General features: G+C 44.9%; 18 protein-coding genes. 12 read left to right on the top strand and 6 right to left on the bottom strand.

All coding sequences use genetic code 11. The features are described from left to right. The first annotated feature begins 6 nt into the window (after nucleotides 1-6). The 6 genes from murB to AC59GT_RS03310 all read left to right on the top strand — a co-directional run bounded on the left by murB (nucleotide 7) and on the right by AC59GT_RS03310 (nucleotide 7,228). Entirely contained in the window at nucleotides 7-1,026 is a 1,020-nt protein-coding gene (gene murB / locus AC59GT_RS03335; protein WP_497236312.1) for a UDP-N-acetylmuramate dehydrogenase, read from the top strand. 271 nt (nucleotides 1,027-1,297) lie between these two features. Next, complete coding sequence (locus tag AC59GT_RS03330) at nucleotides 1,298-1,837, top strand: RNA polymerase sigma factor (protein ID WP_117384311.1); 540 nt, start codon at nucleotides 1,298-1,300, stop codon at nucleotides 1,835-1,837. A gap of 181 nt (nucleotides 1,838-2,018) precedes the next feature. Beyond that, nucleotides 2,019-3,884, top strand: coding sequence for a CocE/NonD family hydrolase (locus AC59GT_RS03325; protein ID WP_497236311.1), 1,866 nt, complete (start codon nucleotides 2,019-2,021; stop codon nucleotides 3,882-3,884). A gap of 167 nt (nucleotides 3,885-4,051) precedes the next feature. Continuing rightward, a complete protein-coding gene (locus AC59GT_RS03320) occupies nucleotides 4,052-4,675 on the top strand; it encodes a M949_RS01915 family surface polysaccharide biosynthesis protein (protein ID WP_497236310.1) in 624 nt (207 codons plus the stop codon). Beyond that, the gene (locus AC59GT_RS03315; protein WP_497236309.1) at nucleotides 4,676-6,343 is read left to right on the top strand and encodes a M1 family metallopeptidase; all 1,668 of its coding nucleotides are present in this window, start codon (nucleotides 4,676-4,678) and stop codon (nucleotides 6,341-6,343) included. Nucleotides 6,344-6,529: 186 nt separating this feature from the next. Continuing rightward, nucleotides 6,530-7,228: a head GIN domain-containing protein gene (locus AC59GT_RS03310; protein ID WP_497236308.1), complete on the top strand. Its 699-nt coding sequence runs from the start codon at nucleotides 6,530-6,532 to the stop codon at nucleotides 7,226-7,228. A gap of 70 nt (nucleotides 7,229-7,298) precedes the next feature. Here the strand turns inward: AC59GT_RS03310 and trxA are convergent, their stop codons facing one another. Beyond that, nucleotides 7,299-7,619, bottom strand: a complete 321-nt coding sequence (trxA, locus tag AC59GT_RS03305; protein WP_117384317.1) for a thioredoxin — start codon at nucleotides 7,617-7,619, stop codon at nucleotides 7,299-7,301. Between the two features lie 196 nt (nucleotides 7,620-7,815). Beyond that, nucleotides 7,816-11,406 (bottom strand): DNA polymerase III subunit alpha, encoded by a 3,591-nt coding sequence (gene dnaE / locus AC59GT_RS03300; protein WP_497236307.1) that lies wholly within the window; start codon nucleotides 11,404-11,406, stop codon nucleotides 7,816-7,818. A gap of 308 nt (nucleotides 11,407-11,714) precedes the next feature. Here dnaE and AC59GT_RS03295 point away from each other — a divergent pair, with 308 nt between their 5' ends. The 4 genes from AC59GT_RS03295 to AC59GT_RS03280 all read left to right on the top strand — a co-directional run bounded on the left by AC59GT_RS03295 (nucleotide 11,715) and on the right by AC59GT_RS03280 (nucleotide 20,644). Further along, nucleotides 11,715-16,838: a translocation/assembly module TamB domain-containing protein gene (locus AC59GT_RS03295; protein WP_497236306.1), complete on the top strand. Its 5,124-nt coding sequence runs from the start codon at nucleotides 11,715-11,717 to the stop codon at nucleotides 16,836-16,838. After that, entirely contained in the window at nucleotides 16,835-19,087 is a 2,253-nt protein-coding gene (gene tamL / locus AC59GT_RS03290) for a translocation and assembly module lipoprotein TamL (protein ID WP_497236305.1), read from the top strand. Before AC59GT_RS03295 ends, tamL begins: the two co-directional genes overlap by 4 nt. A gap of 69 nt (nucleotides 19,088-19,156) precedes the next feature. Further along, a complete protein-coding gene (locus AC59GT_RS03285; protein WP_497236304.1) occupies nucleotides 19,157-19,603 on the top strand; it encodes an aspartyl protease family protein in 447 nt (148 codons plus the stop codon). A 231-nt stretch (nucleotides 19,604-19,834) separates the two neighbouring features. Continuing rightward, the gene (locus AC59GT_RS03280; protein WP_497236303.1) at nucleotides 19,835-20,644 is read left to right on the top strand and encodes a hypothetical protein; all 810 of its coding nucleotides are present in this window, start codon (nucleotides 19,835-19,837) and stop codon (nucleotides 20,642-20,644) included. Nucleotides 20,645-20,737: 93 nt separating this feature from the next. Here AC59GT_RS03280 and gyrB read toward each other — a convergent pair whose 3' ends face one another. Then, a complete protein-coding gene (gene gyrB / locus AC59GT_RS03275; protein ID WP_497236302.1) occupies nucleotides 20,738-22,696 on the bottom strand; it encodes a DNA topoisomerase (ATP-hydrolyzing) subunit B in 1,959 nt (652 codons plus the stop codon). Between the two features lie 190 nt (nucleotides 22,697-22,886). Here gyrB and AC59GT_RS03270 point away from each other — a divergent pair, with 190 nt between their 5' ends. Then, nucleotides 22,887-23,489 carry an OmpH/Skp family outer membrane protein gene (locus tag AC59GT_RS03270; RefSeq protein WP_497236301.1) on the top strand — a complete coding sequence of 201 codons (603 nt, stop codon included), beginning with the start codon at nucleotides 22,887-22,889 and terminating at the stop codon, nucleotides 23,487-23,489. 94 nt (nucleotides 23,490-23,583) lie between these two features. Continuing rightward, on the top strand, nucleotides 23,584-24,054 hold the full coding sequence (locus tag AC59GT_RS03265; RefSeq protein WP_497236300.1) for a nucleoside deaminase: 471 nt from the start codon (nucleotides 23,584-23,586) through the stop codon (nucleotides 24,052-24,054). A gap of 118 nt (nucleotides 24,055-24,172) precedes the next feature. On the opposite strand, the gene kdsA is transcribed toward AC59GT_RS03265, so the two are convergent. Genes kdsA through AC59GT_RS03250 form a run of 3 tightly spaced genes read right to left on the bottom strand, consistent with a single transcriptional unit; the run spans nucleotide 24,173 to nucleotide 26,620 of the window. Beyond that, nucleotides 24,173-24,952, bottom strand: a complete 780-nt coding sequence (kdsA, locus tag AC59GT_RS03260; RefSeq protein WP_497236299.1) for a 3-deoxy-8-phosphooctulonate synthase — start codon at nucleotides 24,950-24,952, stop codon at nucleotides 24,173-24,175. A gap of 4 nt (nucleotides 24,953-24,956) precedes the next feature. Further along, the gene (gene kdsB, locus AC59GT_RS03255) at nucleotides 24,957-25,679 is read right to left on the bottom strand and encodes a 3-deoxy-manno-octulosonate cytidylyltransferase (RefSeq protein ID WP_497236298.1); all 723 of its coding nucleotides are present in this window, start codon (nucleotides 25,677-25,679) and stop codon (nucleotides 24,957-24,959) included. Beyond that, the gene (locus AC59GT_RS03250) at nucleotides 25,676-26,620 is read right to left on the bottom strand and encodes a KpsF/GutQ family sugar-phosphate isomerase (RefSeq protein ID WP_497236297.1); all 945 of its coding nucleotides are present in this window, start codon (nucleotides 26,618-26,620) and stop codon (nucleotides 25,676-25,678) included. The genes kdsB and AC59GT_RS03250 overlap by 4 nt, the downstream gene beginning before the upstream one ends. Nucleotides 26,621-26,675 lie beyond the last annotated feature (55 nt).

Raw genomic sequence — 26,675 nt, 5'->3', positions numbered from 1 at the left:
CGGCCCATGCTGCAAATACAGGAAAACGTCTCGCTAAAAAATTTTAACACCTTTGGTATAGAGGCAAGCGCCCGCTACTTTGCAGAGATAAGCCACCCTGAAGAACTTACAGAGCTTTTTGCCGACCCGCAATGGCATACAGTTCCGCGCCTGGTGATGGGCGGTGGCAGCAATATGCTTTTAGTAAACAACTTTGATGGCATTGTTATCCGCCTGAACATTCGTGGTATTGAACACCGCATCAGTCATGATGATGTTTTTGTTGAAGCCGGCGCAGGTGAAGTATGGAACGATCTGGTAAACTACTGTGTTGATCATGGCTTTGCGGGAATGGAAAACCTCAGCCTTATTCCAGGTTCGGTAGGTGCATCCCCTATACAGAACATCGGAGCTTACGGAGTAGAGTTAAAAGATGTATTTGAGAGCTGCACCGCATTTGAAATAGCAACAGGCGAGTTTCGCAACTTCGCTAAAGAAGAATGCAAGTTTGGTTACCGCGAAAGTGTTTTTAAGGGTGAGGTAGCGGGTCAGTTTATTATCACCTCCGTTAAATTCAGGCTTTCGCTTATACCCCACCTTAACCTAAAGTATGGTGCTATCGAGCAGGAGCTGTCAGCTCGCGGCATCACCTCGCCAACGCTTAAAGATGTATCGCAAGTAGTATCGCACATCCGCGTATCCAAACTGCCGGATCCGTCTACCATTGGTAACGCGGGCAGCTTTTTTAAAAATCCGGTGATCAGCGCGGAAGCTTTCGGTCCGATTCAGCGAAAATTTCCGGATATCGTAAATTTTCCAGCAAGTGACGGACAGGTTAAACTTGCTGCCGGTTGGTTAATAGAACAATGCGGATGGAAGGGTAAAACAGTTGGGCATACCGGCACCTGGAAGAACCAGGCCCTGGTGTTGGTTAACCACGGCGGAGCCACAGGCGACGAAGTGTACCACCTTTCGTCGCAAATCATAGACAGTGTGTACACTAAATTTGGCGTTACGCTACAACGCGAAGTCAATATTATTAGTTAATAACTTTACCCTTAAAGATATTTAACTAAATACCTGTGTCATAATGCATTGAAATGCATTATTTTTAAAACAAATTCAATTTCTCTAAAAAAGTTAAATCAGCCTTTCCTAAAGCTGCATTAAATCTGTTTATCAGCCACTTACGTTAAAGCTACCAGCTTTTCTTTTCTTAAAACGCATTTTCCTATCAAACTGGCGTGTTCACCTAATTGCACATATATGGCATCGTGGTATCATGTTTGAATAACACTCAATACAAAACATCAACAGAATGACAAAGATTGAGTTTAACACCCTGGTATTACGTCAAGCAAGTTCATTAAGGTCTTATGCCTTACACTTCACACATGACGCCGACGACGCAAACGACCTTGTTCAGGATACAATGTTGAAAGCCATCACTTATTACAATAAGTTTAAAGAAGGCACAAACCTGAAAGGCTGGTTGTATACCATCATGAAGAACACCTTCATAAACAACTACCGCCGTTTTGTTAAAATGAGCACTTTTGTTACCAAGAGCGACGAGATATCTTCTCCAAACCTTGTTTTCAGTTCAACTAAAAATCAAGGTGAATCAAAGTTTGTGATGGATGATATCAAAAGAGCATTGGACCGCTTGCCATCAGACTACTATGTACCTTTTACGATGTATTTCGAAGGCCATAAATATCATGAGATAGCAGACCACTTAACTATCCCAATTGGTACGGTAAAAACCCGTATCCACGTTGCACGCAAGCTGCTTAAGAAAAATCTTAAAGCCTATGACAACGGTGTTGCAAAACCGGTTTACGCAGAAAACGAATAAGCAAATAAACTCAACATATATATATAGAAACCCGCCCTACGGTGGGTTTCTTTGTTTTACACCTGCCTGTTTTCTATCCGCTTATAGCTACATTCTACCCTGTTTGTAACAGCTTCATGCGCCATTGGCATATTGCTGATATAATTTTTAAATTACGCTCGTCAATCAACATCGCAGCGAAATGAAAAAACTCTTTACATTACTTTTATTAATAGCCGGCGTATACGGCAGCACTTTTGCGCAAAGTAGCTGGGTGCAGGAACATTACACTAAAAAGGACGTGTATATAACCATGCGAGATGGCGTGAAACTCTTTACCTCCATCTACACGCCAAAAGATGCTTCAGCAAAAACAAAGTACCCGATGATGATGCAGCGTACCTGCTACAGCATTGCGCCTTATGGCGAAGGTAAATACCCCGGCTCGCTAGGTCCCTCAAAATACATGATGAACGAGGGTTACATTTTTGTTTACCAGGATGTACGCGGCCGTTACAAAAGCGAAGGCACTTGGACCAACATGACCCCGGTTATAGATAACAAGAAAGGCAAAACCGATGTTGATGAAGGATCTGACACTTACGACACTATCGATTGGTTGGTAAAAAATGTTCAGTTTAACAACGGCAGGGTTGGCCAATGGGGCATTAGCTATCCTGGCTTTTACACCGCAGCCGGTATCTTGAGCAACCACCCTGCGCTAAAAGCATCATCGCCTCAGGCACCTATCTCCGATTTCTTTTTTGACGATTTCCACCACAACGGCGCGCTGTTAGAAAGCTATTTCTTTACGTACCCTGTATTTGGTGTACAAAAGAAAGATACTACCAGCAAAGCTTGGTATACCAGTCAGATGTTCAATGCCGGCACCCGCGATGGCTACCAGTTTTTGCTCGATATGGGGCCGCTGAGCAATGCAGACAAATACTATAAAGAAAACTTTTACTGGCAGGAGACTATCAATCACCCCAGCTATGATGAGTTTTGGCAGAAACGTGGCTTACTAAAACACTATAACAAAGTTAAGCCTGCAGTAATGCTGGTAGGCGGTTGGTTTGATGCAGAGGACCTTACCGGCCCACTGGCTATTTATAAGACCATTGAAAAGAAAGACCCCAATGCATATAACACCATTGTAATGGGTCCTTTCGGCCATGGCCGCTGGTCACGCGAAACCGGGCATACCATGCACAGCAACGTGTACTTTGGCGATAGCATAGCTACTTTCTACCAAACCAACATCGAACAAAAATTCTTCAACCACTTTCTGAAAGGCAATGGCGACAAAAACAGCGGCCTGCCTGAAGCATACATGTTCAACACCGGCAGTAAGGAATGGAAAACATTTGACAAATGGCCATCTCCTGCAGCTTCGCATGTTAAATTTTACCTGAACAACGACGGCAAACTGGCCAATAACGCCCCTGCGGCACAAGGATCGGTAAGCTATGTAAGTGATCCTTTAAAACCGGTACCATATACTGAGGACAATAGCACCACCATGGGCTTTACTCCGCACAATTATATGAGTGAAGACCAGCGCTTTGCAGGTCGTCGCCCGGATGTGTTGGTTTTCCAAACCGATGTATTAACAGAAGACATGACCCTTGGCGGCGAGTTAATGGCCAATCTCAAAATTGCCAGCACAGGTACTGACGCTGATTTTTTTGTAAAGTTGATAGATGTTTATCCGCCAAATGAGCCCAACAACCCGTACATGCCTAACAAAAGCATTATCCTGAGCAATTACCAGCAAATGGTACGTAGCGAGATAATGCCGGCACGTTTCCGTAAAAGTTTTGAAAAACCTGAAGCTTTGGTAGCTAACCAGAAAACGGATGTTAACTTCCGTCTGCAGGATGTGCTGCATACCTTTAAAAAGGGACACCGCATTATGATACAGGTACAAAGTACAGCCTTCCCTTTGTTTGCCCGCAACCCGCAGAAGTTTGTGGAAAACCCATATAAGGCCGCCGAAAGCGACTACATTAAAGCGACCGAAACTGTTTACAACGACAGCTTTATTGATGTGGAGGTATTAAAGTAAACCCGTCTAACCCTCCCCTAAAGGGGAGGGCCCAAAATATTAGACATGTCATTGCGAGGAGCGGCAGACGCGTGTGGTGAGGCGCGACAATCTCGTCGTGTATAATCTTCACCCACACGACAAGATTGCCGTGCTATGGCCACAATAAGATATTATCAACCAAGCCTATGAAATTATCTCACCTCGCCTTTTTGATCTTTATCAATTTAACCACTTATGCACAGATCAAAGTAAGCAGACTTGAAAAAACGACTATCCCCAGAACAATCACATTTAAAGGGCATGTAGTAGATGCGGCTAAATATGTGGATAAAGATGGTGAGCATATTGTACTTACGACTGAAACAGGTGTTACTTATTCAGCGGACAAAAATTTGGGGAGAGTTAAAAATGCCGCATTATTTGCCTATGATTATAATTTGAAAGGCGATCAACATAAATTGAGTTGGAACTTAAACGATGCTATAGAGGCTTGTGAATTTGACGCTACAGCACAGTACCTTCCCCATACGTTTCTCTTTACAGACATAGATCAAGATGGAGTTGCAGAGATATGGTTAATGTATAAAACAACTTGCACATCAGACGTAAGCCCAAGTGATATGAAGATCATTATGCACGAGGGTAAGAAGAAGTTTGCAATGCGTGGCAGGAATAAAGTAAAGCTATCTGCAAATGAATATGAGGGTGGAGAATATAAATTCGATCAGGCTTTCAAAACAGCACCGCCGGGATTTCGTAAATACGCTTTAGCACTTTGGAATAAAAACATCTTAGAGACCTGGAAATAAATGGCAATCAATTTCAAAAAAATCATTTTATCGTTAGCGACTTTCGTTGCTGCAACTTCGGCTCACGCCCAACTCGGCACCCATAAAGAAACCTTTACCCGTGCCGATACCCTTCGTGGCTCGCTTACCACGCCATTGCGCACCTGTTACGATATCAACTACTACCACCTGGATATTAAGTTTGATATCCCAAACAAGTTCATCAGTGGTAACGTGTTGTTTAAGTTTACAGCGGTAAGTGACTTTACTAAACTTCAGTTTGATCTTTGGAATAATCTTAAGCTGGAGAAAGTGGTGTATAATGGAAAAGAGTTGCCATTTACCCGGGAGTTCAACGCCGTTTTCATAACCTTTCCACAGACTGTAAGTAAGGGCAGTAAAGAACAGTTTACCGTATACTATTCAGGCAATCCGGTAGTTGCTAAACGAGCCCCGTGGGACGGCGGCATACAATGGGCAACTGATTCGCTTGGTAAACCACAAGTTGCAACAGCCTGCCAGGGTATGGGTGCTAGTGTATGGTGGCCTACCAAAGATGTGCAGGATGATGAAGTTGATAGCGCACTCATCAGTATAACAGCTCCCGCCGGGTTGAAGGATGTATCAAACGGTCGCCTGCGTAAGGTAACAAAGTTAAAAGACGGCTCTTCTCGGTTCGATTGGTTTGTTTCACAACCCATAAACAATTACAACATTGAGGCTAATATTGGTGACTATGTGCATTATTCCAGTGTTTACCAGGGAGAAAAAGGAAAGCTGACAATGGATTTTTGGCCGCTTAGCTACAACCTGAAGAAAGCTAAGAAACAATGGGGCCTGGATGCGCCAAGGATGCTAAAATCTTTTGAGTATTGGTTTGGGCCTTACCCTTTTTATGAGGACGGCTACAAGCTGATAGAAACACCTCACCTGGGTATGGAGCACCAAAGCGGCACCGCTTACGGTAACCATTACCGCAATGGTTACTTAGGGCGCGACCTATCCGGAACGGGCTGGGGCATGAAATGGGACTTTATAGTGGTACATGAAAGCGGGCACGAGTGGTTCGGAAATAACATCACCAGTAAGGATCTTGCGGATATGTGGATACACGAAAGCTTTACCAACTATAGCGAGTCATTGTTCATCGAGACCTTTTATGGCAAACCAGCAGGGCAGGAATACGTGCACGGCACCCGTATGAACATCCAGAACGATGCACCTATCCTTGGTGCCTACGGCGTTAATAAAGAAGGCAGCGGCGACATGTACTACAAGGGTGGCAACATGCTTAACATGATCCGCACTATCATAAACGACGATGAAAAGTGGCGCGGCATCCTTCGCGGCCTTAACAAGACTTTTTACCACCAAACTGTTACTTACGACCAGATAGTTAATTATATAAACCAGGAGAGCGGCATTAACCTGTCACCTGTATTTGAGCAGTATCTAAAGCATGCTAAGCTGCCGGTATTAGAGTTCATGACCGTACAAGGCAAGCTCACCGCGCGCTGGATAGCAGATGTTGATGCGTTTAACATGCCGGTACGGGTAAGGGTTAAAGGCGGCGAGTACAAGTTTATTAAGCCGCGCACGCGCTTCACTCCTGTTGATCTTGATGGCGCTACAAAAGATAATATAGAAGTAGACACTTTCAACTTCTATATTGGCACGTTGGTGGAATAACTGCTATATTTTGATAAACACGACCCGTAAGATCCCCATTTTACGGGTCGTACTTTTTTAGTGTGGTTTCTGCAGGTTTTGGACAAGCATATAGGTTTCTGATATTAGCTTGTTCAAAGATATTTAGCTGAGCGTGCAACTAATTGTATATAGCAGGCGTCTAATACATCAAACAACACTAAAATCATGAGATCAATAAAAAAATTAATACTGGCAGCCGCGTTGGTTGCTGTAAACGGCCTTGCAATGGCCAATACCGAAGATCGCCATCTGTCTGGCTTCAACGGAGTTAACGTAGGCGGATCATTTGATGTTTATATCACTCAGGGCTCTACCGAATCAGTTAAGGTAGACGCGCCTTCAGATATCATCGGCCGCATTGTGACGGAAGTTGAAGGTGGTACTCTAAAAATATATACCAAGCGTAACGAAAACGGCGACTGGAGCTGGCACAATAAGAAGGTGGTTGTTTATGTGTCGATAAAAGATATAAATAATATTACTCTGGCAGGCTCCGGAGATGTGTTCTTTAAAGAAGGCATCCGTGCTAACAACTTAAAACTTAGGTTAAGTGGCTCTGGTGACATTACCGGTAAACTTGACGTTAGTAACCTGGAGAGCAGCATAGCAGGCAGTGGTGACATTACCGTAACCGGCAGCGCTGACATATCATCGGTAAGCGTGGTTGGTAGCGGCGATTACACCGGTCAGAACCTGGTGACCAAAACTACATCAGTAAAAGTTGCTGGCAGCGGCGATGCACGGGTAAATGTATCTGAAAAGTTAGATGCCTCTGTAGTTGGAAGCGGCGATGTACACTATACCGGCTCGGTTAAAAACATTAATAGCTCAAAAGCTGGTAGCGGAAGTGTAAGCCGGATGTAGTTTAATCTTATAGCATAAAAAAGAGCGGCCTTCCAATTACTGGAAGACCGCTCTTTTTTATTTATATGGGTTATGCCAATTGCTTAACCAACTTATCTGCAAGTACTGATTTTGGTACAGCGCCAATTTGTTTGTCAACAATCTCGCCGTCTTTGAAGAATAACAAAGCAGGGATGTTACGGATACCGTATTTCATTGATATGCCTGGGTTATTATCTACGTTCACTTTACCTACAAGGGCTTTGCCTTCGTATTCTTTAGCAATGTCTTCTACTACCGGGCCTACCATACGACAAGGACCGCACCACTCTGCCCAAAAATCAACAAGTACTGGCTTGTCTGATTTAAGGACAAGTTCTTCGAAGTTTGCATCAGTTATTTCTAAAGCCATGATATTTTTTATTTAAATTTTTTCGTGTACAAATATATACTATTCAAATAGCTTGCCACAAGTGGCTGCATGACAATGTGACAATGAGATTATCCACACTTAACACATTGACTTAAAGATTGACTTAGCAGGTTAATTTTTGTGTTGAAAACGAAGAAAGATTAATCGTTCGCTCTAGTTGTAATAAAGACATCAATTAATTCAGCATCGCCGGCGTATTCGTCAAGCTCAGGATATCAGCCATAAGGTCATCACTTGGGCTTACCTTGAATTGCTTTGATGACAAGTTTACCGACATCGACTCTTCTCCATCCATTATCTTAAACTTAAGCTGACAATTCCTTGCGGGGTAGCGTTGATTATTATTATTGATTACTTCCAACAGGTTGTTCATCAAACCATCGCTTAGTGCCCGTACATCCAGGCAAACCGTTAATGATTTGGTAAACTTATCCCGCATCTCTGATAACAGGCTCATGGTAGCTACCCTTAAATCCCAATTATCTTTCTGGCGAAACTTTTCTTCAATGGTGCCTTTTACATGCAGGAAGTAGCCTTCCACCATCAGGTTGCGGAACTTCACGTAATCTTCGCCAAAAAAAGCAAACTCGTAAGATTCATTGTAATCTTCCAACACAAAGGTGCCAAATGGTTTGCCCATTTTGGTCATTTTATGTTGAACGCTGGATACTAAGCCGCCCACACATATCTCACCCCGCTTACGCAGGTTTGCCAATATATTCACAGCTTCTTCGCCTCCCTCTCCGGATTTGGCTTTTTGGATATTCTTTAGCTCACTAACAGTGGTATTGCAAAACTTGTCAAGTTCCAGCTTATAGTTATCCAAGGGGTGACCAGTTAAATAAATACCTATAACATCTTTTTCGTACTTCAGCTTTTCAATCAGCGGCCATTCTTCTGCGGTAGGCAGGGTTGGTTCGGGGATATAGGATGCAACCGATCCACCAAAAAGCGAAGATTGTGAGCTGCTTTGCGTATTCTGGTAATCGTTACTATACTTTATCAGGCGTTCTACACCTGTAAGCAATCCATTCTCCGTTTTAGCGAAGAACTGGGCACGGTTTAATCCAAAACCATCAAATGCGCCGCCCATCACCAGGTTCTCGTAAGCCTTACGGTTGACTGACCGGGTGTTAGATCGCTGAGCGAAATCATAAACTGTTTTATATGGGCCGTTAGCATTACGCTCTTCAATGATACTCTCCACCGCCTTCTCGCCTACGCCTTTCACGCCGGCCATTCCAAAGCGGATAACGCCTCTTTTGCTCGCGGTAAAAGACATTTCACTCTCATTGATATCCGGGCCCAAAACTTCAACCCCCATGCGGCGGCATTCTTCCATAAAGAAGGTTATCTTCTCCATGTTGTTTTGGTTATTCAATACCGCTGCCATATATTCTGCAGGGTAGTGCGCCTTTAAGTAAGCAGTTTGATAAGCAACAAAAGCGTAACAGGTAGAGTGCGACTTATTGAACGCGTACTGGGCAAATGCCTTCCAGTCGTTCCATATTTTGGTAAGCTTATCTTTAGGGTGCCCTTTAGCCATGGCGCCGTCCATAAACTGCGCCTCCATTTTATTAAGCACCTCAATCTGCTTTTTACCCATTGCCTTACGCAAAACGTCGGCATCACCTTTACTAAAGCCTGCCAGCTTTTGCGATAGAAGCATCACCTGTTCCTGGTATACGGTGATACCGTAGGTCTCGCCCAGGTACTCCTCCATATCGTCGAGGTCAAAAACAATAGGTTCCTGCCCGTGCTTACGTTTAATAAAGTTTGGTATGTACTCTATCGGCCCCGGGCGGTAAAGGGCATTCATGGCAATAAGGTCCTCAAACTTATCCGGCTTTAAGTCGCGCAGGTACATTTGCATACCGTCACTTTCAAACTGGAACGTACCGTTGGTATCGCCACGCTGGTAAAGCTCGTATGTTTTCTGGTCGTCAAGCGGGATGTAATCTATATCAATATCTCTCCCATGATTATGCTTGATCATCCGCAAGGCATCCTTAATAATGGTAAGGGTCTTTAACCCCAGGAAGTCCATCTTTATAACACCTGCATCTTCAATCACTCTGCCGTCATACTGGGTTACCAGCAGGTCGGAGTCCTTTGCCGTAGCAACCGGAACTATCTCGGTAAGGTCATACGGCGCTATAATTATACCCGCAGCATGTACACCGGTATTACGTACAGATCCCTCCAGCTTTTCAGCTTCACGAAGCACCACCCCTTTAAGGTCTTCAGATTTGTATATCTGCTGTAATTCGGGTACCTGCTCTATAGCAGTTTTAAGGTTGATACCAAGGGTTTCCGGCACAAGCTTCTTCAGCGCGTTTACATCAGAAAGCGGCATATCCAATACCCGGCCCACGTCCTGTATACTGGTACGGGCAGCCATAGAACCATAGGTAATAATTTGCGCTACCTGGTTCTTGCCGTATTTATCTACCACGTAGTCTATCACCTTCTGTCGGCCGGCGTCGTCAAAATCCGTATCAATATCGGGCATGCTCTTACGATCCGGGTTCAGGAAACGTTCGAACAGGAGGTTGTACTTTAATGGGTCTATATTGGTGATACCGGTACAGTAAGCAACCACAGATCCTGCCGCCGATCCACGGCCCGGGCCGATAAATACGCCCATATCGCGGCCCGCCTTTATGAAGTCGGCTACAATAAGGAAGTAGCCTGCGAAACCCATTGTACGGATAGTGAAGAGCTCAAAGTTGATGCGCTCCTCGGCTTCAGGGCTTATATCTTTATAGCGCTCCTTCGCCCCCATAAACGTGAGGTGCTTCAGGTACTCCCATTGGTTTAGGGTGTCGGCATCAGGAGTAAGGTCGCTGTGTATTTTAAACTCTTCGGGAATAACATAGTTGGGCAGCAGGATATCGCGCTTTAGTTTCAGCGTTTCTACCTTATCAACTATCTCGTTGGTATTATCAAGCGATTCCGGTATATCATGAAACAGCTTGCCCATCTCATCCTGAGTCTTAAAATAAAACTGGTCGTTAGGGAAGCCGAACCGATAGCCTTTACCGCCTTCTTCATCGGTGGCTATCGGGGTGCTTTGCATATCGCCGGTGTTTACGCAAAGCAAAATATCGTGCGCGTTAGAGTCCTGCTGATCCACGTAGTGGGAGTCGTTGGAGCAGATAACCTTTACGCCGTATTTTTTGGCAAACTTTAGCAATACATTATTGATGATCTCTTGCTCGGGAATTTCATGGCGCTGTACCTCTATATAGTAGTCCTCGCCAAAAATATCAAGCCACCATTTGAATTCAGCCTCGGCAGCTTCCTCGCCATCGCGCAGGATAGCCTGCGGTACCGATGCTCCTATGCAGCAGGTAGTGGCAATAAGGCCTTTGTGGTATTTTAGGATGAGCTCCTTATCGATACGCGGCCACTTGCTGTACAAGCCTTCCATGTAGCCTAACGAACAAAGCTTAACTAAGTTCTTGTAGCCTTCCGGGTTCTTGGCCAGTAAAAGCTGATGGTAACGTTTGTCCTTTTTCTCTTTGGTGAACTGTTTAACGTGCCTGTCGTTCACCACATAAAACTCGCAGCCTACAATAGGTTTCACGTTATGCTTACCCGCTTCGGCCACAAACTTGAACACGCCAAACATGTTACCATGGTCGGTGATGGCCAGCGCTTTCATACCATCCTTTGCTGCTTTTTTATACAGTTTGGATATATCGGCGGCGCCGTCGAGCAAGGAGAATTGGGTGTGTACGTGCAGGTGCGAAAATTCGGGCATGGGCTATCTCTTTCAACTAATCCGGTGAGATACAAAATTACCAAAAAAGGCAAAGCAGCGAAGCAACCCTGGGTAATATTATTATCAACAAAATACCTTCGCCAGCTTTTGCCTCATTACGCTCCGGGACGGCTGGCACGCTTTTTAGTTGTAAAGAATATATTACACTGCTGCCCACAGCTATGTTTATTAGCCGATACTGCTATAATAAAAAACAATCCTCTCCTTTTGGGTGTTGAAAAAACATCCGGATGCGGTAAAAACATTCATTTACATAACTATAGATAGTATTCATAACTTTTACGAATTTGGAACGATTTGGACGCATTGCCCTCAAAACCATCCTCTGGATAATTGCGAGTGTTATATTTTTGATATTGCTTGTAGTGATTTCGATACAGGTTCCCGCCGTACAAAACTTCGCTAAGAATAAAGCTGTAACTTTTCTGCAAAATAAGATCCACACCAAAGTGGAGATAGGCCACATCAGCCTGGGTTTACCTAAACTGCTTGTGCTGGAAGATGTTTACTTTGAAGATCAGCAGAAAGACACCCTTATCGCCGGCGACAAGCTAAAGGTAGATATTACGTTAATGAAGCTCCTTAAAAACAAGGTTGAAATTAACGAGATAAACCTGCAGGGCATTACTGCAAAAGTAAGCCGCAGGGCAGACAGCACCTTTAACTTCGATTATATTCTAAAAGCCTTTGCAGGCGAACAAAAGAAAGAACCTAAGCCTCAGGATACCACTTCTACCATGCAATTCTCGGTGGATAAGATAAACCTGGACAGGATAAACGTTGCTTACAAAGATTTAACTACCGGTAATGACGTTAAGTTCCTGCTTGGTCACTTTGATACGCGCATAAAGGACTTTGATCTGGACAAGATGAAGTTCACCATTCCTAAAATTAACCTGAGCGGGATTAATGCTAAGATCATTCAAACACCTGCCGGTTCATCTATCTCGCAAACAGCAGCCGTAGACACTGCCGTTAAGCCCTTGAACATGGACCTTACGCTCGACGAGATAAACGTTGATAAGGTAAAGGTGGATTACCGTAGCAATGAAATGGCAGCAAGTGTAGACCTTGGCAAGTTCCTGGTGAACATGGATAAGATAGACCTTAAAAACCAGTTTGTAGGTGTAAAGTCAATTACGCTGAATGATACTAAAGCGGACGTAAGGTTTGCAAAACCGAAAACGGTAGTTAAGGCAGCTGTTAATGCCGTTAAAAAGCTGGACACACTGGTATCGGTACGCCAGACAGCAAAGGGGTGGACGGCCGCCTTAGGAAAAATCACCTTAGCTAATGATGATATTAAATTTGATAATGATGCACAGGCACCTATTCGTCGCGGGCTGGACTTTGCTCACATGCATATTCAAAACCTTAACACCGATATTGAGAACCTGAAGTACAATCCTGACAGCCTTTCGGGCCGGGTGAATACTTTTACTTTCAATGATAAAAGCGGCTTAAAAATAAACACCTTCCATACCAACTTCTTTTATGGCGCGCACGGCGCTTACCTTAAAGACCTGCTGGTGGAAACTCCCGGCTCAACTATCCAAAAAGAACTGATAGTTGGCTATCCGTCTATCGAGTCGCTTACAAAAAACTTAGGCGCACTAAGCATAAACGCCAACCTTGACGGCAGCAAGTTAAGCTTACGCGATGTACTGTTATTGATGCCGACAATGGCTTCTATGGAGCCGTTTAAATCATCACCAAATACGGTATTAAAGATAAACGGCAGGGTTGCAGGCACAGTTGGAAACCTTCGTATACCAAACCTGGAACTAAGCGGCTTTGGCAATACTTATGTAAAAGCATCCGCAATTGCCCGTGGCCTTCCGGATGTGGAAAAGGCGTATATCGATCTTAATATCACAGATTTCCGCACAAGCCGCCGCGATATTGTACGCCTGGTACCAAAAGGCACTATTCCGCCAAACATAAGCATCCCCGAGAACATGGACCTTAAAGGCACCTTTAAAGGCACCATGAAGAACTTTAACACCCGCATGAACCTGCGCAGCAGTTACGGCGCGGTTGATCTAATTGCAGCCATGAAGAGCGGCAGGCGCAAAGGCAGCGAAACCTATACTGCTAACATCAAAGCCAACAACTTAAACGTAGGCGCCTTAACCAAACAGCCGCAAATGGTAGGTATGGTTACCATGAGCGCTAATATCAGCGGTGCAGGGCTCGATCCTAAAACAGCCAGCCTTAAGTTTAACGGCAATGTTGCCCGGGCTTATGTAAAAGGCTACAACTACCACAACCTGGTGGTTAAAGGTACAGCGCGTAATGGCAGTTATGTGGCCAACGCGTTTATGGGCGATCCTAACATTCACTTTAGCCTGGATGCCAAGGCAAACATGAACAAGAAATACCCGGCGGTAAATGCAACGCTGATGGTAGATAGCATAGATCTGCAAAAACTAGGCTTTACTAAAGATGTAATGCGTTTTCATGGGAAAATAGTAGCTGATGTACCTACTGCTGACCCTGATTACCTGAACGCTAATATCCTAGCAACTGAACTGGTGGTGAACAACGCCGGGCAGAGCATTAACCTGGATACAGTGAGCCTGATCTCAACCGCAAATGCAGACAGCAGCAGCCTGCGCCTTAAAACACCAATGTTTTACGCGCATCTTGGCGGCAAGTATACCCTTACCGGCATTGCCCCTGCCATTACAGATGTAATTAATAAATACTACAATACTGGTCTGGTAAGCAAAACACCGGCAGTAAAGACAAAATACTCTCCGCAGCAATTCACTTTTGATGCACGGTTGGTTAAAACCCCGCTGGTAGAAAAGTTTGTTCCGGACCTAAAACGGCTTGACCCTGTTTTGTTCAATGGCCGCTTTAATAGCACAACCGGCGAATTGGTGGTAAATGGATCGGTACCTACCGTAGTGTATGGTACCAATACCGTTAACAACATGAAACTGGCTGTAAACACCGGCAACAATGCCCTCAACTATAACCTTACCGTTGATGAAGTAAAGGTGGGCTCATCGCTTGACCTGCTGTACACCAGCATCTCCGGCGCTGCGCAGAACAATAAGCTGGGCATCAGTTTACAGGTACGCGATCAGGCTAAGAAGGAGCGCTACCGCGTAGCAGGTACCTTTAGTGTAATACCTGACGAATACCAGTTCAGCTTTGCTCAAGACGGCTTACTGCTGGACTACACAAACTGGGCGGTAAGTGCAGATAACTTCCTGCAATTTGGCAATAAGGGTATACTGGCCCACAACTTCAGCATTACTAATGCTAACCAGGTGCTTAGCGCAAACACAACATCAGGACAGTACAACTCTCCGATAACGGTAGACTTCCGCAACTTTAAAATAGAAACACTTACCAAACTGGCTAAGCAAGACTCACTGCTTGTGGGCGGTACAATCAACGGTAACGCCGTGGTTGGTAACTTCCAAAAGTCTCCAACATTTACCGCGGCCATGAACATCAGCGATTTTAGCTTCAAGCAGGATACCGTTGGCAATATTGCTATAAAGGTTAATAATCAAACTGCAAACGCCTACGCTGCGCAGGTAAGCATCACCGGCAAAGGCAACCAGGTAGACCTTAACGGCATGTACTACGCCACGCCAGAAAGCCGCTTTGATTTGAATCTGAACATCGTTAACCTGGGCATGAAGAGTATCGAAGGCTTTAGCTTTGGGGCACTCAAAAATTCCAGCGGTAACATCACCGGTCAGCTACGCATAACAGGTACTACAACGGCGCCTGCAGTGCGGGGTAATATCAACTTTAACAAAGTAGCCTTTAACGTAGCAATGCTTAACTCCTACTTTACCATGCCGCAGGAAAGCATCACCTTTAACGACGAAGGTATCCGTTTTAACGACTTTACTCTGGTAGATTCAACCGGCAACAAAGCTATTGTCACCGGCGCGGTTTACACCAAAACCTATACAGACTTTAAGTTTGGTATGGATATCCGTACCGATAACTTCCGTGTGATTAATTCTACTAAGGCAGATAACCAGCTATTCTACGGTAAGCTATTCCTGAACAGCAATATTAAAATACGAGGCGACATGGCCAAACCTGTAGTAGATGCAACGCTAACCGTCAACGACAAAACCGATCTGACCATCGTGTTGCCTACTGCCGATCCGGGCGTAGAAGACCGAAAAGGAGTGGTAGAATTTGTTGACAAGGACGCGCCGAAGCTCGACTCTATTTTGATCGCGCGACAGCTGGACTCGCTTAAACAATCTGAGATCACCGGGCTGGATGTAAATGCTACCGTTAACGTAGACAAGAACGCCAACTTTAACATTGTTATTGACGAGCGCAACGGCGACGTAGTAAACCTTAAAGGTGAGGCCCACCTCAGCGGTGGTATCGACCCAAGCGGCAAGACCAGCTTAACGGGTACTTACGTGGTTAACCAGGGATCGTACAACTTATCTTACGCAACAGTAAGCCGTAAGTTTAATTTTAAACAAGGCAGCACCATCACCTGGACCGGCGACCCAACTAGCGCCAATATCGACCTTACCGCTATTTACGTGGCCAACGTCCCTCCTATCGACCTTGTAGCCAACCAGCTGCCGGACGCAAGCGCGGGACAGTACAAGCAAAAGCTGCCGTTCAACGTGAACCTGAACCTGCGTAATGAGTTAATGAAGCCTAACATTAGCTTTGACATTGTATTGCCGGACAGTAACTACAACGTTTCTGCAGATGTTACCAATACCGTTGCTACCCGCCTGAACCAGATAAGGCAGGACCCTAACGAACTGAACAAGCAAGTACTGGGTGTGTTGATACTGGGCCACTTTATTGGTGATAATCCGCTGCAAAGCCAGGGTGGTAGTGCCGGTGTTGAGGGTGCTATACGCAGCAGTGTAAGCGGTTTACTTACCGATCAGTTGAACAACCTTGCAGGCAGCCTCATCTCCGGTGTCGACCTTAACTTTGGGCTAACCTCCGGGCAAGATTACTCCACCGGTACGGCGCAGAACCGAACGGACCTGAACGTAGGACTATCCAAGCGGTTCCTGAACGACAGGCTTACTGTTACTGTAGGTAACAACTTTAACCTGGAAGGAGCGCAACAGGGCCAGAAAACGTCGAATATTGCGGGTAACCTGTCAGTGAATTATAAACTAACAAAAGATGGCCGCTTCGCAATACGTGGTTATCGCAAGGATGAATACATCGTGATACAGGGACAGGTAATAGAAACCGGTCTCGGCTTTACGCTGACGGTAGATTACAACCGTTTCCGCGAGATATTCCGCAAACGCACGCCGGAAGAGCGTGAAATGCGCAGGCGCTACAAGCAAGAACAAAAACAGAAAGACGAACAGGAAAAGGAGTCTCAGCAAAAAGATAAAGACGACAGGACCAAGACCCAGACCACAACCATACAATGATCAAACGTATAAAATATCTGTTACTACTAACTGCATTTATATCAGCATGCAGTACTACTAAGTACATCCCCCCTACCGAGAAATTGTACACCGGCAGTTCGGTGAAAATAGCAGATAAGGATATCAAGAAAAGCGATGCAAAGGCATTAAGCAGTGAAATGCAGGCGCTTGTGCGCCCAAAACCAAACTCCAAAATTCTAGGTTTAAGGTATAAGCTCTGGTTCTATTACAAAACCAAAGCACGTAAAGGCTTCATCCAAAAGTTCTTCAGCAAATTTGGCGAGCCACCTGTATTTGTAAGCCAGGTAAACCTGGAAAAGAATAGCGAGATAATGCAGAATCGCCTGCAGAATGAAAGCTATTTCCAGGCGACAGTTAGCGGTGATACAATTGGTAAAGAAAGGACCGCAAGAGCTGAGTTCACGGTGAACGCAGGCCCGTCTTATACCATACGCAACATTGAATTCCCACTGGCAACAGACAACAGCCTGGACACCGCCGTACGCGGAACCATGAAAGAGACCCTGTTAAAAAAAGGCGATAAGTACAATCTGGATGTGATCAAGTCCGAACGTATCCGTATTGACGCCCGTCTAAAGGAAAAAGGCTTTTTCTACTTTGCACCAGAACAATTGATCATCAGGGTTGACAGCACTGTGGCAACACACCAGGTGGATCTTACCGTGCGTATCAAACCGGAAACGCCTGAACGTGCGAGAGAGATCTATACCATCCGCAACCTGTATGTTTATCCAAATTACTCGCTGCGCGATACATCATTAAAGCTGGACCAGGCAAAACCTTACCGCTGGTACAATGTAGTAGACCCACGCAAAACGGTTAAGCCGTATCTGTTTGCCAACACCGTATTGCTGCATCCAAATGATACATACAGCCGTACCACGCACAACAACTCGCTTAACAGGTTCATCAACCTCGGGCCTTTCCAATATGTCAAAAATCGCTTTGAGGATGTAACGCCTGATTCGCCGAAACTGGACGTATATTACTTCCTTACTCCATACAAAAAGAAATCGCTGCAGTTGGAGCTTTTGGGCCGCACAACATCAGCAAATTACACCGGCTCGCAGGTTAACCTTAACTGGCGCAACCGCAATGCCTTTAAAGGTGGCGAGCTGCTTACCGTTACGTTGTTTGCCAGTACCGACGTGCAGATTGGTGGTAATAACGGTGGATTTAACGTGTTCCAGTACGGTATACAGCCGTCCATATCATGGCCGCGGATAATCAGTCCATTTAACTTTAATTCTGATAACGCCTACATACCGCGTACAACCCTAACGCTTAACTACACCTCGGTTGTTCGTTCTAAACTATACTCGCTTAATTCATTTAGCGGTTCATTTGGCTATAGTTTTAAAACCAACGTACATAAACTTAACGAACTTAACCTGCTGGAGATCACTTACGTGAAACCACGCAATGTGCAGCAGCTGTACCTGGACAGTATTGCTAAAACGCCAAACCCGGCATTAAAGCACGTTATCGATCCGCAGTTTACCTGGGGACCGAGCTATGCGTACACATACGATAACACAACAGAAGATTACCGCACCAACAGTTTCTTTTATAGAGGTAAGCTAAGCTTGTCAAACAACATTTATGGTCTAGTTACAGGTGCCGATACACTCGGTGGAAAAGTTAAAAAGCTTTTTGGCACACCGTTCAATCAGTACATTAAACTGGAGAATGAGATCAGGTACTTCCACAAGCTTGGTCTGGGCAGCAAGTTTGCAGCAAGGTTCCTGGTAGGTCTTGGTCAGCCTTATGGCAATTCCACTATCCTGCCATACAGCCAGCAGTTCTTTATCGGCGGCCCTAACAGCTTAAGAGGCTTCAGGGCACGCTCTGTAGGACCAGGCAGCGTAGATGCAAGCGCATTAAACGGCGGGTTTATTGCCGACCAATCGGGCGATATAAAAATAGAGGCCAACCTGGAATACCGGGTTAAGCTTTTCAGCATAGTTTATGGCGCGCTGTTTACGGATGCCGGTAATGTCTGGAACGCCAAGCCTCACCAAAGCGGTGGCACTTTCGGACCAAACTTCCTGAAACAGATGGCGGTTGATGCCGGGTTTGGCTTAAGGTTCGATGCAACCATACTGGTACTTCGTGCCGACATGGGCTTTCCGCTGTTGACACCTTATCCACAGGCAAACGGCAGCCGGTCTATTCCGTTAAATTTTGATAAAGCGATATTGAACATCGCTATTGGCTATCCGTTCTAATATTAACAATGTAAACACACTTTTAAAAGGGGCGCTTATGGTGCCCCTTTTTGTATATTGAGCATATTTATGAGCGAAGCATACATTCCACTTCAAATTATAGACCTGCATGAGGACGGGTTTCATCCATTATTAAATATTACACTGTTCGATAAGAACTTTAAAGTGGTGTTAGACACCGGTGCTTCACGTACTGCCTTTGATCGCCAGTTACTTTTAGACGCCAACTCCTTAGCCGATATTGTTTCCAGCGAGCGCCTCTCCACGGGGCTCGGCACCAACAGTATGGAGTCCGCAACCGCTATAATTAAACAATTACAGATAGGGACATTTATAATCCCCGAGATTGAAGTAGCGGTACTTGACCTATCCACCATTAACGTAGCCTACCGCGAGCTGGGTCACCCAGAAGTACTGGGTGTTATCGGCAGCGACATTTTAATGAGATACAATGCTGTAATTGATTTTGGACAGCAGGTGTTGATATTAAAATTGACAGATGGCAGATCATTCTGATGTTCACAAATCTTCGACTAAGACCAAACTTCTATTTAGATTACCAATGTGTTTATATTATAAATCGATATTGAACACCAATTTAAATTGTAATTGAATTACATCAGACTATAACATCATTATACAGATAAATAGCTACTGAGAAAATCCTGATTTTATTATATTGCAGTAATTTAAATAGTTTCTAGATAATCATCAGCATAGGTAAACGTCAAATAACACTACTTTGTTATGCTTAAGAAAATTGGTGAACGAGTTGGCTTTGGTGGTGGCGCAATAATTGGCGGGATAGCTGATGGACTTTCAATTTGGAAAGACTTTCCTAAAGAAGTTACAGGAGGGCTAATTACCATAACTGCCTTGGTTGCGGGTCAATGGTTTTATAAATCTTTTATGGAAAAAGACAATCCAGAAAGCTCGCCTCTATTACTTGATACTAATACAATCGATAGGAGCCATCCTAAAGATCCGATTTTTGGACTATTTAAAACCATCAGCCAAAATATTACAATAGATATTCAACCTAATAGCCGAGACATTATTTACAAAAGATCTATTGTAATAGAAAGCCTAAACCAATATGCCAATACCTACTTCACAAGATTTGCGCCTTCTAATTGCTTTAAAAACATTGAATATAGAGGAGGACACCTTCTTTTTGAAGAAATTCGGAACGGTGGCTTAGACGTAATCCTTCAGCTTGACGATATTTTTGATATAGGTCAAAAACAAATAATCGAAATAGAGGCTGAAGCTACCGACGTTTTTTGGAGTGAAAAAGAAAGTTGGACTATGCACAAGTATTACGACGGAGAGGAATTAACAATCATTAATATACTGTTCCCAATTGGCAATCGTCCTAGCATCCCCAAAGCATGTATAGCGTTTGCACAACGCTATACTGAAGGTAGATCATTAAAATTGCCGATCAAAGAAAAAATAGTTAACGGCAGGCACTGTCTTAGCATTGAAACCATCAATAATGAGCTTGCTATTAATGAAGAGATTTATATATCGTGGCAATGGCAAATGGTGGAGTAATCTAAAACACCTTTAGTTATGCTAAGCCCAAGCATCATCAAATAAAAAAGCCCCGCCATAAAATGGCAGGGCTTACTATTCTAAGGATAATAATTATATATCTATCCTCGCGTATTTGGCATTCTTTTCTATAAACTCGCGGCGTGGAGCAACTTCATCACCCATCAGCATGCTAAAGGTGTGATCGCACTCGGCAGCATTATCAATGCTTACCTGGCGCAGGGTACGGTTAGCAGGGTTCATGGTAGTATCCCACAATTGCTCTGCGTTCATCTCACCCAAACCTTTATAACGCTGCACGTGTACGCTGTCTTCCTTACCGGCACCCTTAAGGCGCTGTATAGCTTTATCGCGTTGCTCATCATTCCAGCAGTATTCAAACTCCTTACCTTTTTTAACCTGGTAAAGTGGCGGCGATGCAATGTATATGTAGCCATACTCTATCAGCTCCTTCATGTACCGGAAGAAGAAGGTAAGGATCAGCGTGGTAATGTGCGATCCGTCCACGTCAGCATCCGTCATTACAATTATCTTGTGGTAACGCAGCTTGGTAAGGTTAAGCGCCTTGGCATCTTCAGGGGTGCCAATGCTCACACCCAAACCGGTGAACATGTTCTTTATTTCCTCGTTCTCGTAGATCTTGTGCTCCATGGCCTTTTCTACGTTAAGGATCTTACCGCGCAGCGGCAATATCGCCTGAAACTCGCGGTTACGGCCCTGCTTTGCAGTACCACCCGCCGAGTCACCTTCCACAAGGTATAGCTCGCATAACGCAGGATCGTTATTAGCACAGTCAGACAGTTTACCCGGCAGGCCTGACCCTGTCATTACGCTCTTGCGCTGCACCATTTCGCGGGCTTTGCGGGCAGCGGCACGGGCTGTAGCAGCCAATATAACCTTCTGCACAATCATCTTCGCCTCGCGGGGGTTCTCTTCCAGGTAGTTACCTAAAATTTCACCCACAGCAACGTTAACCGCGCCGCTCACCTCGCTGTTACCCAGCTTGGTTTTGGTTTGCCCTTCAAACTGTGGCTCCTGCACTTTAACAGAAATAACAGCGGTAAGGCCTTCGCGGAAGTCGTCACCGGTAATATCAATCTTAACGTTTTTAAGCAAGCCTTCTTTATCGGCATAAGCTTTAAGCGTACGGGTAAGCCCCATCCTGAAACCGGCAACGTGTGTACCGCCTTCTATGGTGTTAATGTTATTTACGTACGAGTGAACGTTCTCTGTATAAGTATCGTTGTACTGCAAGGCAAGTTCTACCGGGATACCGTTTTTAATACCTTCCAGGTAAATTGGCTCCGGTATTATAGCTACACGGGTACCATCCAGGTACTTAACAAACTCCTTAAGTCCGCCTTCAGAAAAGAACACTTCCGTATCAAAAGTGCCGTCGTCATTAGGATTGCGCTCGTCTGTAAGTGTTAGTTTGATGCCCTTGTTAAGAAAAGCAAGCTCGCGCAAACGCGTAGCAAGCGTTTCAAACTTATACTCTGTAGTAGTGGTGAATATCTCCGCGTCCGGCTGGAAGGTTTGGATAGTACCTGTTTTTTCAGATACGCCAATTTCCTTAACCGGGAACAAAGGTTTACCACGTTCGTATTCCTGGGTAAATATCTTTCCTTCGCGATGAACAACGGTTTTTACGTGTACAGACAACGCGTTAACGCAACTTACACCCACACCGTGCAAACCGCCGGATACCTTGTAAGTATCCTTATCAAATTTACCACCGGCGTGCAGTACCGTCATTACAATCTCCAGTGCCGACCGGCCTTCCTTGGTATTGATACCTGTAGGGATACCGCGGCCATTATCTGAAACTGTTATAGCATTGCCTTTATGAATAGTAACATCAATAGTGTCGCAATAACCAGCAAGCGCCTCATCTATCGAGTTATCTACCACCTCATAAACCAGGTGGTGAAGCCCTTTTACGCCTGTATCGCCAATGTACATGGACGGGCGCTTGCGCACCGCCTCTAAACCTTCTAAAACCTGTATATTATCGGCTGAATAATTTGATCTGTCCTGATTTTCTTCGCTCATAGTTCAATTAAAAAATACCTGTCCCTGCAGGTGGGATTTTTATATACAAAAATACGATTTTAACGCCACATATCCATCATAATGAGCGCCATTGTGGATAAATATGACCCTTGTGGAACATCTTAATTTAGGGTTAGGAAACTTGCCCCGAAAGCTTATCTTTGTCAAAATTTTTTAGAAAATATTACAAATGAAGATCAACGCGCCAATTGTTAAAACTGCTGTTTTGGCATTAGCTGTTGCAGCCGGAATTACCGCTTGCAACCAGAATAAACCTGCCGATAAACCAGCTGCTGCTGCCGGTACCACTACTACTGCATCTGCCACTCCCGAGATCGTGTTCGTAAACCAGGATTCGCTTGTTTCCCAGTACGAGTACATTAAGGATATGGACAAACGCCTGGACAGTAAAGGTAAAGCCGCGCAAAGCGATGTGGCTTCCCGCCAGCAGGCTATACAGCGCGAGATTGCCGATTATCAGCGCAGCGCAGCTACCATGAGCGCAGACCAGCGCGCAGCTACAGAACAGCGTTTACAGCGTAAAGGCCAGGAGTTTCAGCAATACCAGCAAAATGCCGGTGCGCAGGTACAAAATGACCAGGTAACTGAGCAAACCAAACTTTACGAAAAACTGGTTGACTTCACCAAAACCTACGCTAAAGAAAAAGGCTACAAAATGGTACTTACCTTTAAAAAAGGCGACCCTACAATGCTTTATGGCGATGCTAGCCTTGACGTTACTGCTGATGTAATTAAACGTTTGAACGAAGCTTACACCAAAGACAAGAAATAAATACCTGCCTGGTGATGTGCTGGGCGTGTACAAGAAATAAATAGAAAATGAAAACCCCGGCCCATGGTTGGGGTTTTTTAATGGAACAACATTTATGAAGCACGAAGATTTTATGCAGATGGCCATTGAGCTATCGGAGTATAACGTAAAGCAGGGACTAGGCGGCCCTTTCGGAGCGGTAATAGTTAAGGACGGGATGGTAGTGGCACGCAGCGCTAACAAGGTTGTGCCGACTAACGACCCAACCGCCCATGCAGAAGTTTCGGCAATACGCATGGCCTGTACCGAACTAGGCACCTTTAACCTGGAGGGCTGCGAAATATACACCAGTTGCGAGCCCTGCCCAATGTGCCTGGGTGCCATCTATTGGGCACGCATCAGCAAAGTATATTATGCTAACACAAAGGCAGACGCGGCTGCCATCGGCTTTGACGATCACTTTATTTACGACGAGTTGGAGCTACCGATGGAGAAACGCAAAATGTCATTTGAACAGCTTTTGCGAGATGAGGCTCAGCAGGCTTTTAAGCACTGGCAACAGTCAGAAAATAAGGCCGAGTACTAATTTGAAACACGTTTTTAAAAAGAACTAAAAACCCATTCAAAAAAATGTGGTTTTTGCAGATTCTTGCTCACCGATCAGGCTTTTTCGGTCCTGATCGGTGCAGTTTTTAAAGGATATCTTAGTTGATCAGAGATTTGATCAGTTCCTCCAGGTCACTCAGGAAAAGCATGTTTGGGCCATCGCTCAGGGCATGGTCGGGGTCGGGATGGGTCTCTATAAAATAGCCGCTTGCACCAAATGCACGTGCGGCATGAGCCATGGCCGGAACGAACTTACGGTCGCCCCCAGTTTTGCCGTTTGCACCTCCGGGACGCTGTACTGAATGGGTGCAATCCATACACACAGGGCAGCCAAACCCGCTCATATCCTGTATGTTGCGGAAATCTACCACCAGGTTATTGTACCCGAAAGAGTTGCCGCGTTCGGTAAGGATGATCTGCTCATTACCTGCTTCCTTCACCTTTTGAGCCGGGTAGAACATGTCCTGCCCTGATAGGAACTGCGCTTTCTTCACATTCAGCACCTTACCGGTCTCCGCCGCGGCTACCAAAAGGTCAGTCTGGCGGCACAGGAACGCCGGAATCTGCAGTATGTCAACTACTTCTGCCGCAATGGCAGCCTGGAAGGGTTCGTGAATATCGGTAGTAACATCCAGCCCGAACTTCTCTTTTACGTTGTTCAACATCTCCATGCCCTTGCCTATTCCCGGCCCGCGGTAAGAATGTATGCTGGTACGGTTAGCCTTGTCGAATGATGACTTAAACACCACTGTTACAGGGTATTTTGCTTTTATCTCGGCAACTTTCTCGGCTACGGTGTAAAGAAGTTCCTGGTTTTCCATTACACAGGGCCCAACAATAAAGAAAGGCTTAGTGGTAATATCGTTATATAATGCCATGCTCTTATATCTTTTTACGTGCAAGTTCCAGATCCTCAGGAGTATCTATCCCCTTCTCAAAACCTGCAACCTCAATCATTTTTATTCTGTAGCCATTCTCTATGGCCCTTAACTGTTCTAATTTTTCAGACCCCTCTAAAAACGATATGGGCAACTGTACAAAGGTCTTTAAAAATGCTGATTTATAACCATATACGCCCATGTGCTTTTTATAGCCTGCCGCATTTTCCAGTATCTTGTCTCTTGAGTATGGCACCGGGTAGCGGGAAAAGTAAACAGCGAAGCCATTTACATCCGTTATTACCTTCACCAGGTTGGGGTTGTGCAGCTCATCAATGGTTTCTACCGGGGCACATACACTGGCCATGACAGCATCACTATCCTGCATAGCTGCTATCAGCCGATCTATTATACCTGCATCAAAAAAAGGTTCATCACCCTGTACATTAATGATGACATCTGCTGATACATGTTCCGCCACTTCAGCTATACGGTCTGTTCCACTGGGATGATCTTCACGGGTCATTAATACATTGGAAGTAAACTGCTTACACAAATCGAAAACAACGTCGCTATCTGCAGCTACCCAAACTTCCTGATGTAACTTAGCCTTCAAGCATGACTCATAAACACGCTGGATCACCGGTTTTCCGCCAAGGTCCAGCATCACTTTGTTGGGTAGCCTGGTCGATTTTAATCGTGCGGGTATAACTATAATTGCTTTCATCCCGCTTGTAATTGATTAAATATCTGGTAAACACCACTTACATGACCTAATGCACTCTGTACCAACAGCGTGGTTATCTTCCGGTTCAGCATCAGTTCTTCAGCGTCATAGATCGGCATATCTTCACTTACCATTATTGGTGCGGAGCTCATAATAGTTGATAATGGCTGTTGCTGAAGGTCCGGGTATTTGATTAACCCTCTGCGGAGGTCTCCATCAGTTATAATACCTTTTACATCTTCTGCACCGCCTACTATCACCATGCCAAGTTTACCTTCCGACATACGGATCAGCAACTGCGTGAAACCGGCTTGTAAATCTATAAACGGCAGGTTATCAGTCCGCATCAGGTCTTTAACCTTCACCAGCAGCTTACGCCCCAAACGGCCGCCGGGGTGAAACCGTGCAAAATCATCAGGACTAAAACCTCGTTCCGTCATTAGTGCTACGGCCAGTGCATCGCCCATAACCAATGTTGCCGTGGTTGATGATGTGGGTGCCAGCTCAAGCGGACAAGCCTCTTGTTTTATGGCTACGTTTAAGTGAAAGGTAGCGTTTTTGGCAAGTGTAGAGTTAGCATTACCGGTGATAGCAACTGATTGATTTTTGTGCCACTTTAAAAATGGCATCAGCTTTAAAAGCTCCTCTGTTTCACCAGAATAGGATATAATCAGCACCACATCGTGTTCACCTATCATCCCCAGATCACCATGAAAAGCTTCGGCAGGATGCATAAAAAAGCTTTGAGTACCCGTACTGGTAAGCGTAGCGGATATTTTTCGCGCTATGTGGCCCGATTTACCCATACCGCAAACCACCACTTTACCCTTGCAATCCATGATAGCGTCGACAGCTTGTTGGAACTGCTCGTCTATCAGTGTAGCAACATACTGAAGCGATTCTATCTCAATATCAAAAACTTTCCGGGCTATACTCTTCATAAATTGGAAGCCGCTGTTTTATAGCGTGCAAAAGTACGTAAAAGGTTGATTAATG

The sequence above is a fragment of the Mucilaginibacter sp. 320_HR genome (assembly GCF_059691875.1).
Note: the sequence above shows the minus strand (reverse complement) of the source record. Positions and strands in the feature narration are given on the sequence as shown.

What these genes read in the sequence shown, in the direction of transcription:
- AC59GT_RS03325 (WP_497236311.1), top strand. Translation starts at nt 2,019, where the DNA reads ATGAAAAAACTCTTTACATTACTTTTATTAATAGCCGGCGTATACGGC.
- AC59GT_RS03265 (WP_497236300.1), top strand. Translation starts at nt 23,584, where the DNA reads ATGAAGCACGAAGATTTTATGCAGATGGCCATTGAGCTATCGGAGTAT.
- kdsA (WP_497236299.1), bottom strand. Translation starts at nt 24,952, where the DNA reads ATGGCATTATATAACGATATTACCACTAAGCCTTTCTTTATTGTTGGG.
- kdsB (WP_497236298.1), bottom strand. Translation starts at nt 25,679, where the DNA reads ATGAAAGCAATTATAGTTATACCCGCACGATTAAAATCGACCAGGCTA.
- AC59GT_RS03320 (WP_497236310.1), top strand. Translation starts at nt 4,052, where the DNA reads ATGAAATTATCTCACCTCGCCTTTTTGATCTTTATCAATTTAACCACT.
- gyrB (WP_497236302.1), bottom strand. Translation starts at nt 22,696, where the DNA reads ATGAGCGAAGAAAATCAGGACAGATCAAATTATTCAGCCGATAATATA.
- AC59GT_RS03285 (WP_497236304.1), top strand. Translation starts at nt 19,157, where the DNA reads ATGAGCGAAGCATACATTCCACTTCAAATTATAGACCTGCATGAGGAC.
- AC59GT_RS03270 (WP_497236301.1), top strand. Translation starts at nt 22,887, where the DNA reads ATGAAGATCAACGCGCCAATTGTTAAAACTGCTGTTTTGGCATTAGCT.
- murB (WP_497236312.1), top strand. Translation starts at nt 7, where the DNA reads ATGCTGCAAATACAGGAAAACGTCTCGCTAAAAAATTTTAACACCTTT.
- AC59GT_RS03330 (WP_117384311.1), top strand. Translation starts at nt 1,298, where the DNA reads ATGACAAAGATTGAGTTTAACACCCTGGTATTACGTCAAGCAAGTTCA.
- AC59GT_RS03310 (WP_497236308.1), top strand. Translation starts at nt 6,530, where the DNA reads ATGAGATCAATAAAAAAATTAATACTGGCAGCCGCGTTGGTTGCTGTA.
- AC59GT_RS03250 (WP_497236297.1), bottom strand. Translation starts at nt 26,620, where the DNA reads ATGAAGAGTATAGCCCGGAAAGTTTTTGATATTGAGATAGAATCGCTT.
- tamL (WP_497236305.1), top strand. Translation starts at nt 16,835, where the DNA reads ATGATCAAACGTATAAAATATCTGTTACTACTAACTGCATTTATATCA.
- dnaE (WP_497236307.1), bottom strand. Translation starts at nt 11,406, where the DNA reads ATGCCCGAATTTTCGCACCTGCACGTACACACCCAATTCTCCTTGCTC.
- trxA (WP_117384317.1), bottom strand. Translation starts at nt 7,619, where the DNA reads ATGGCTTTAGAAATAACTGATGCAAACTTCGAAGAACTTGTCCTTAAA.
- AC59GT_RS03315 (WP_497236309.1), top strand. Translation starts at nt 4,676, where the DNA reads ATGGCAATCAATTTCAAAAAAATCATTTTATCGTTAGCGACTTTCGTT.
- AC59GT_RS03280 (WP_497236303.1), top strand. Translation starts at nt 19,835, where the DNA reads ATGCTTAAGAAAATTGGTGAACGAGTTGGCTTTGGTGGTGGCGCAATA.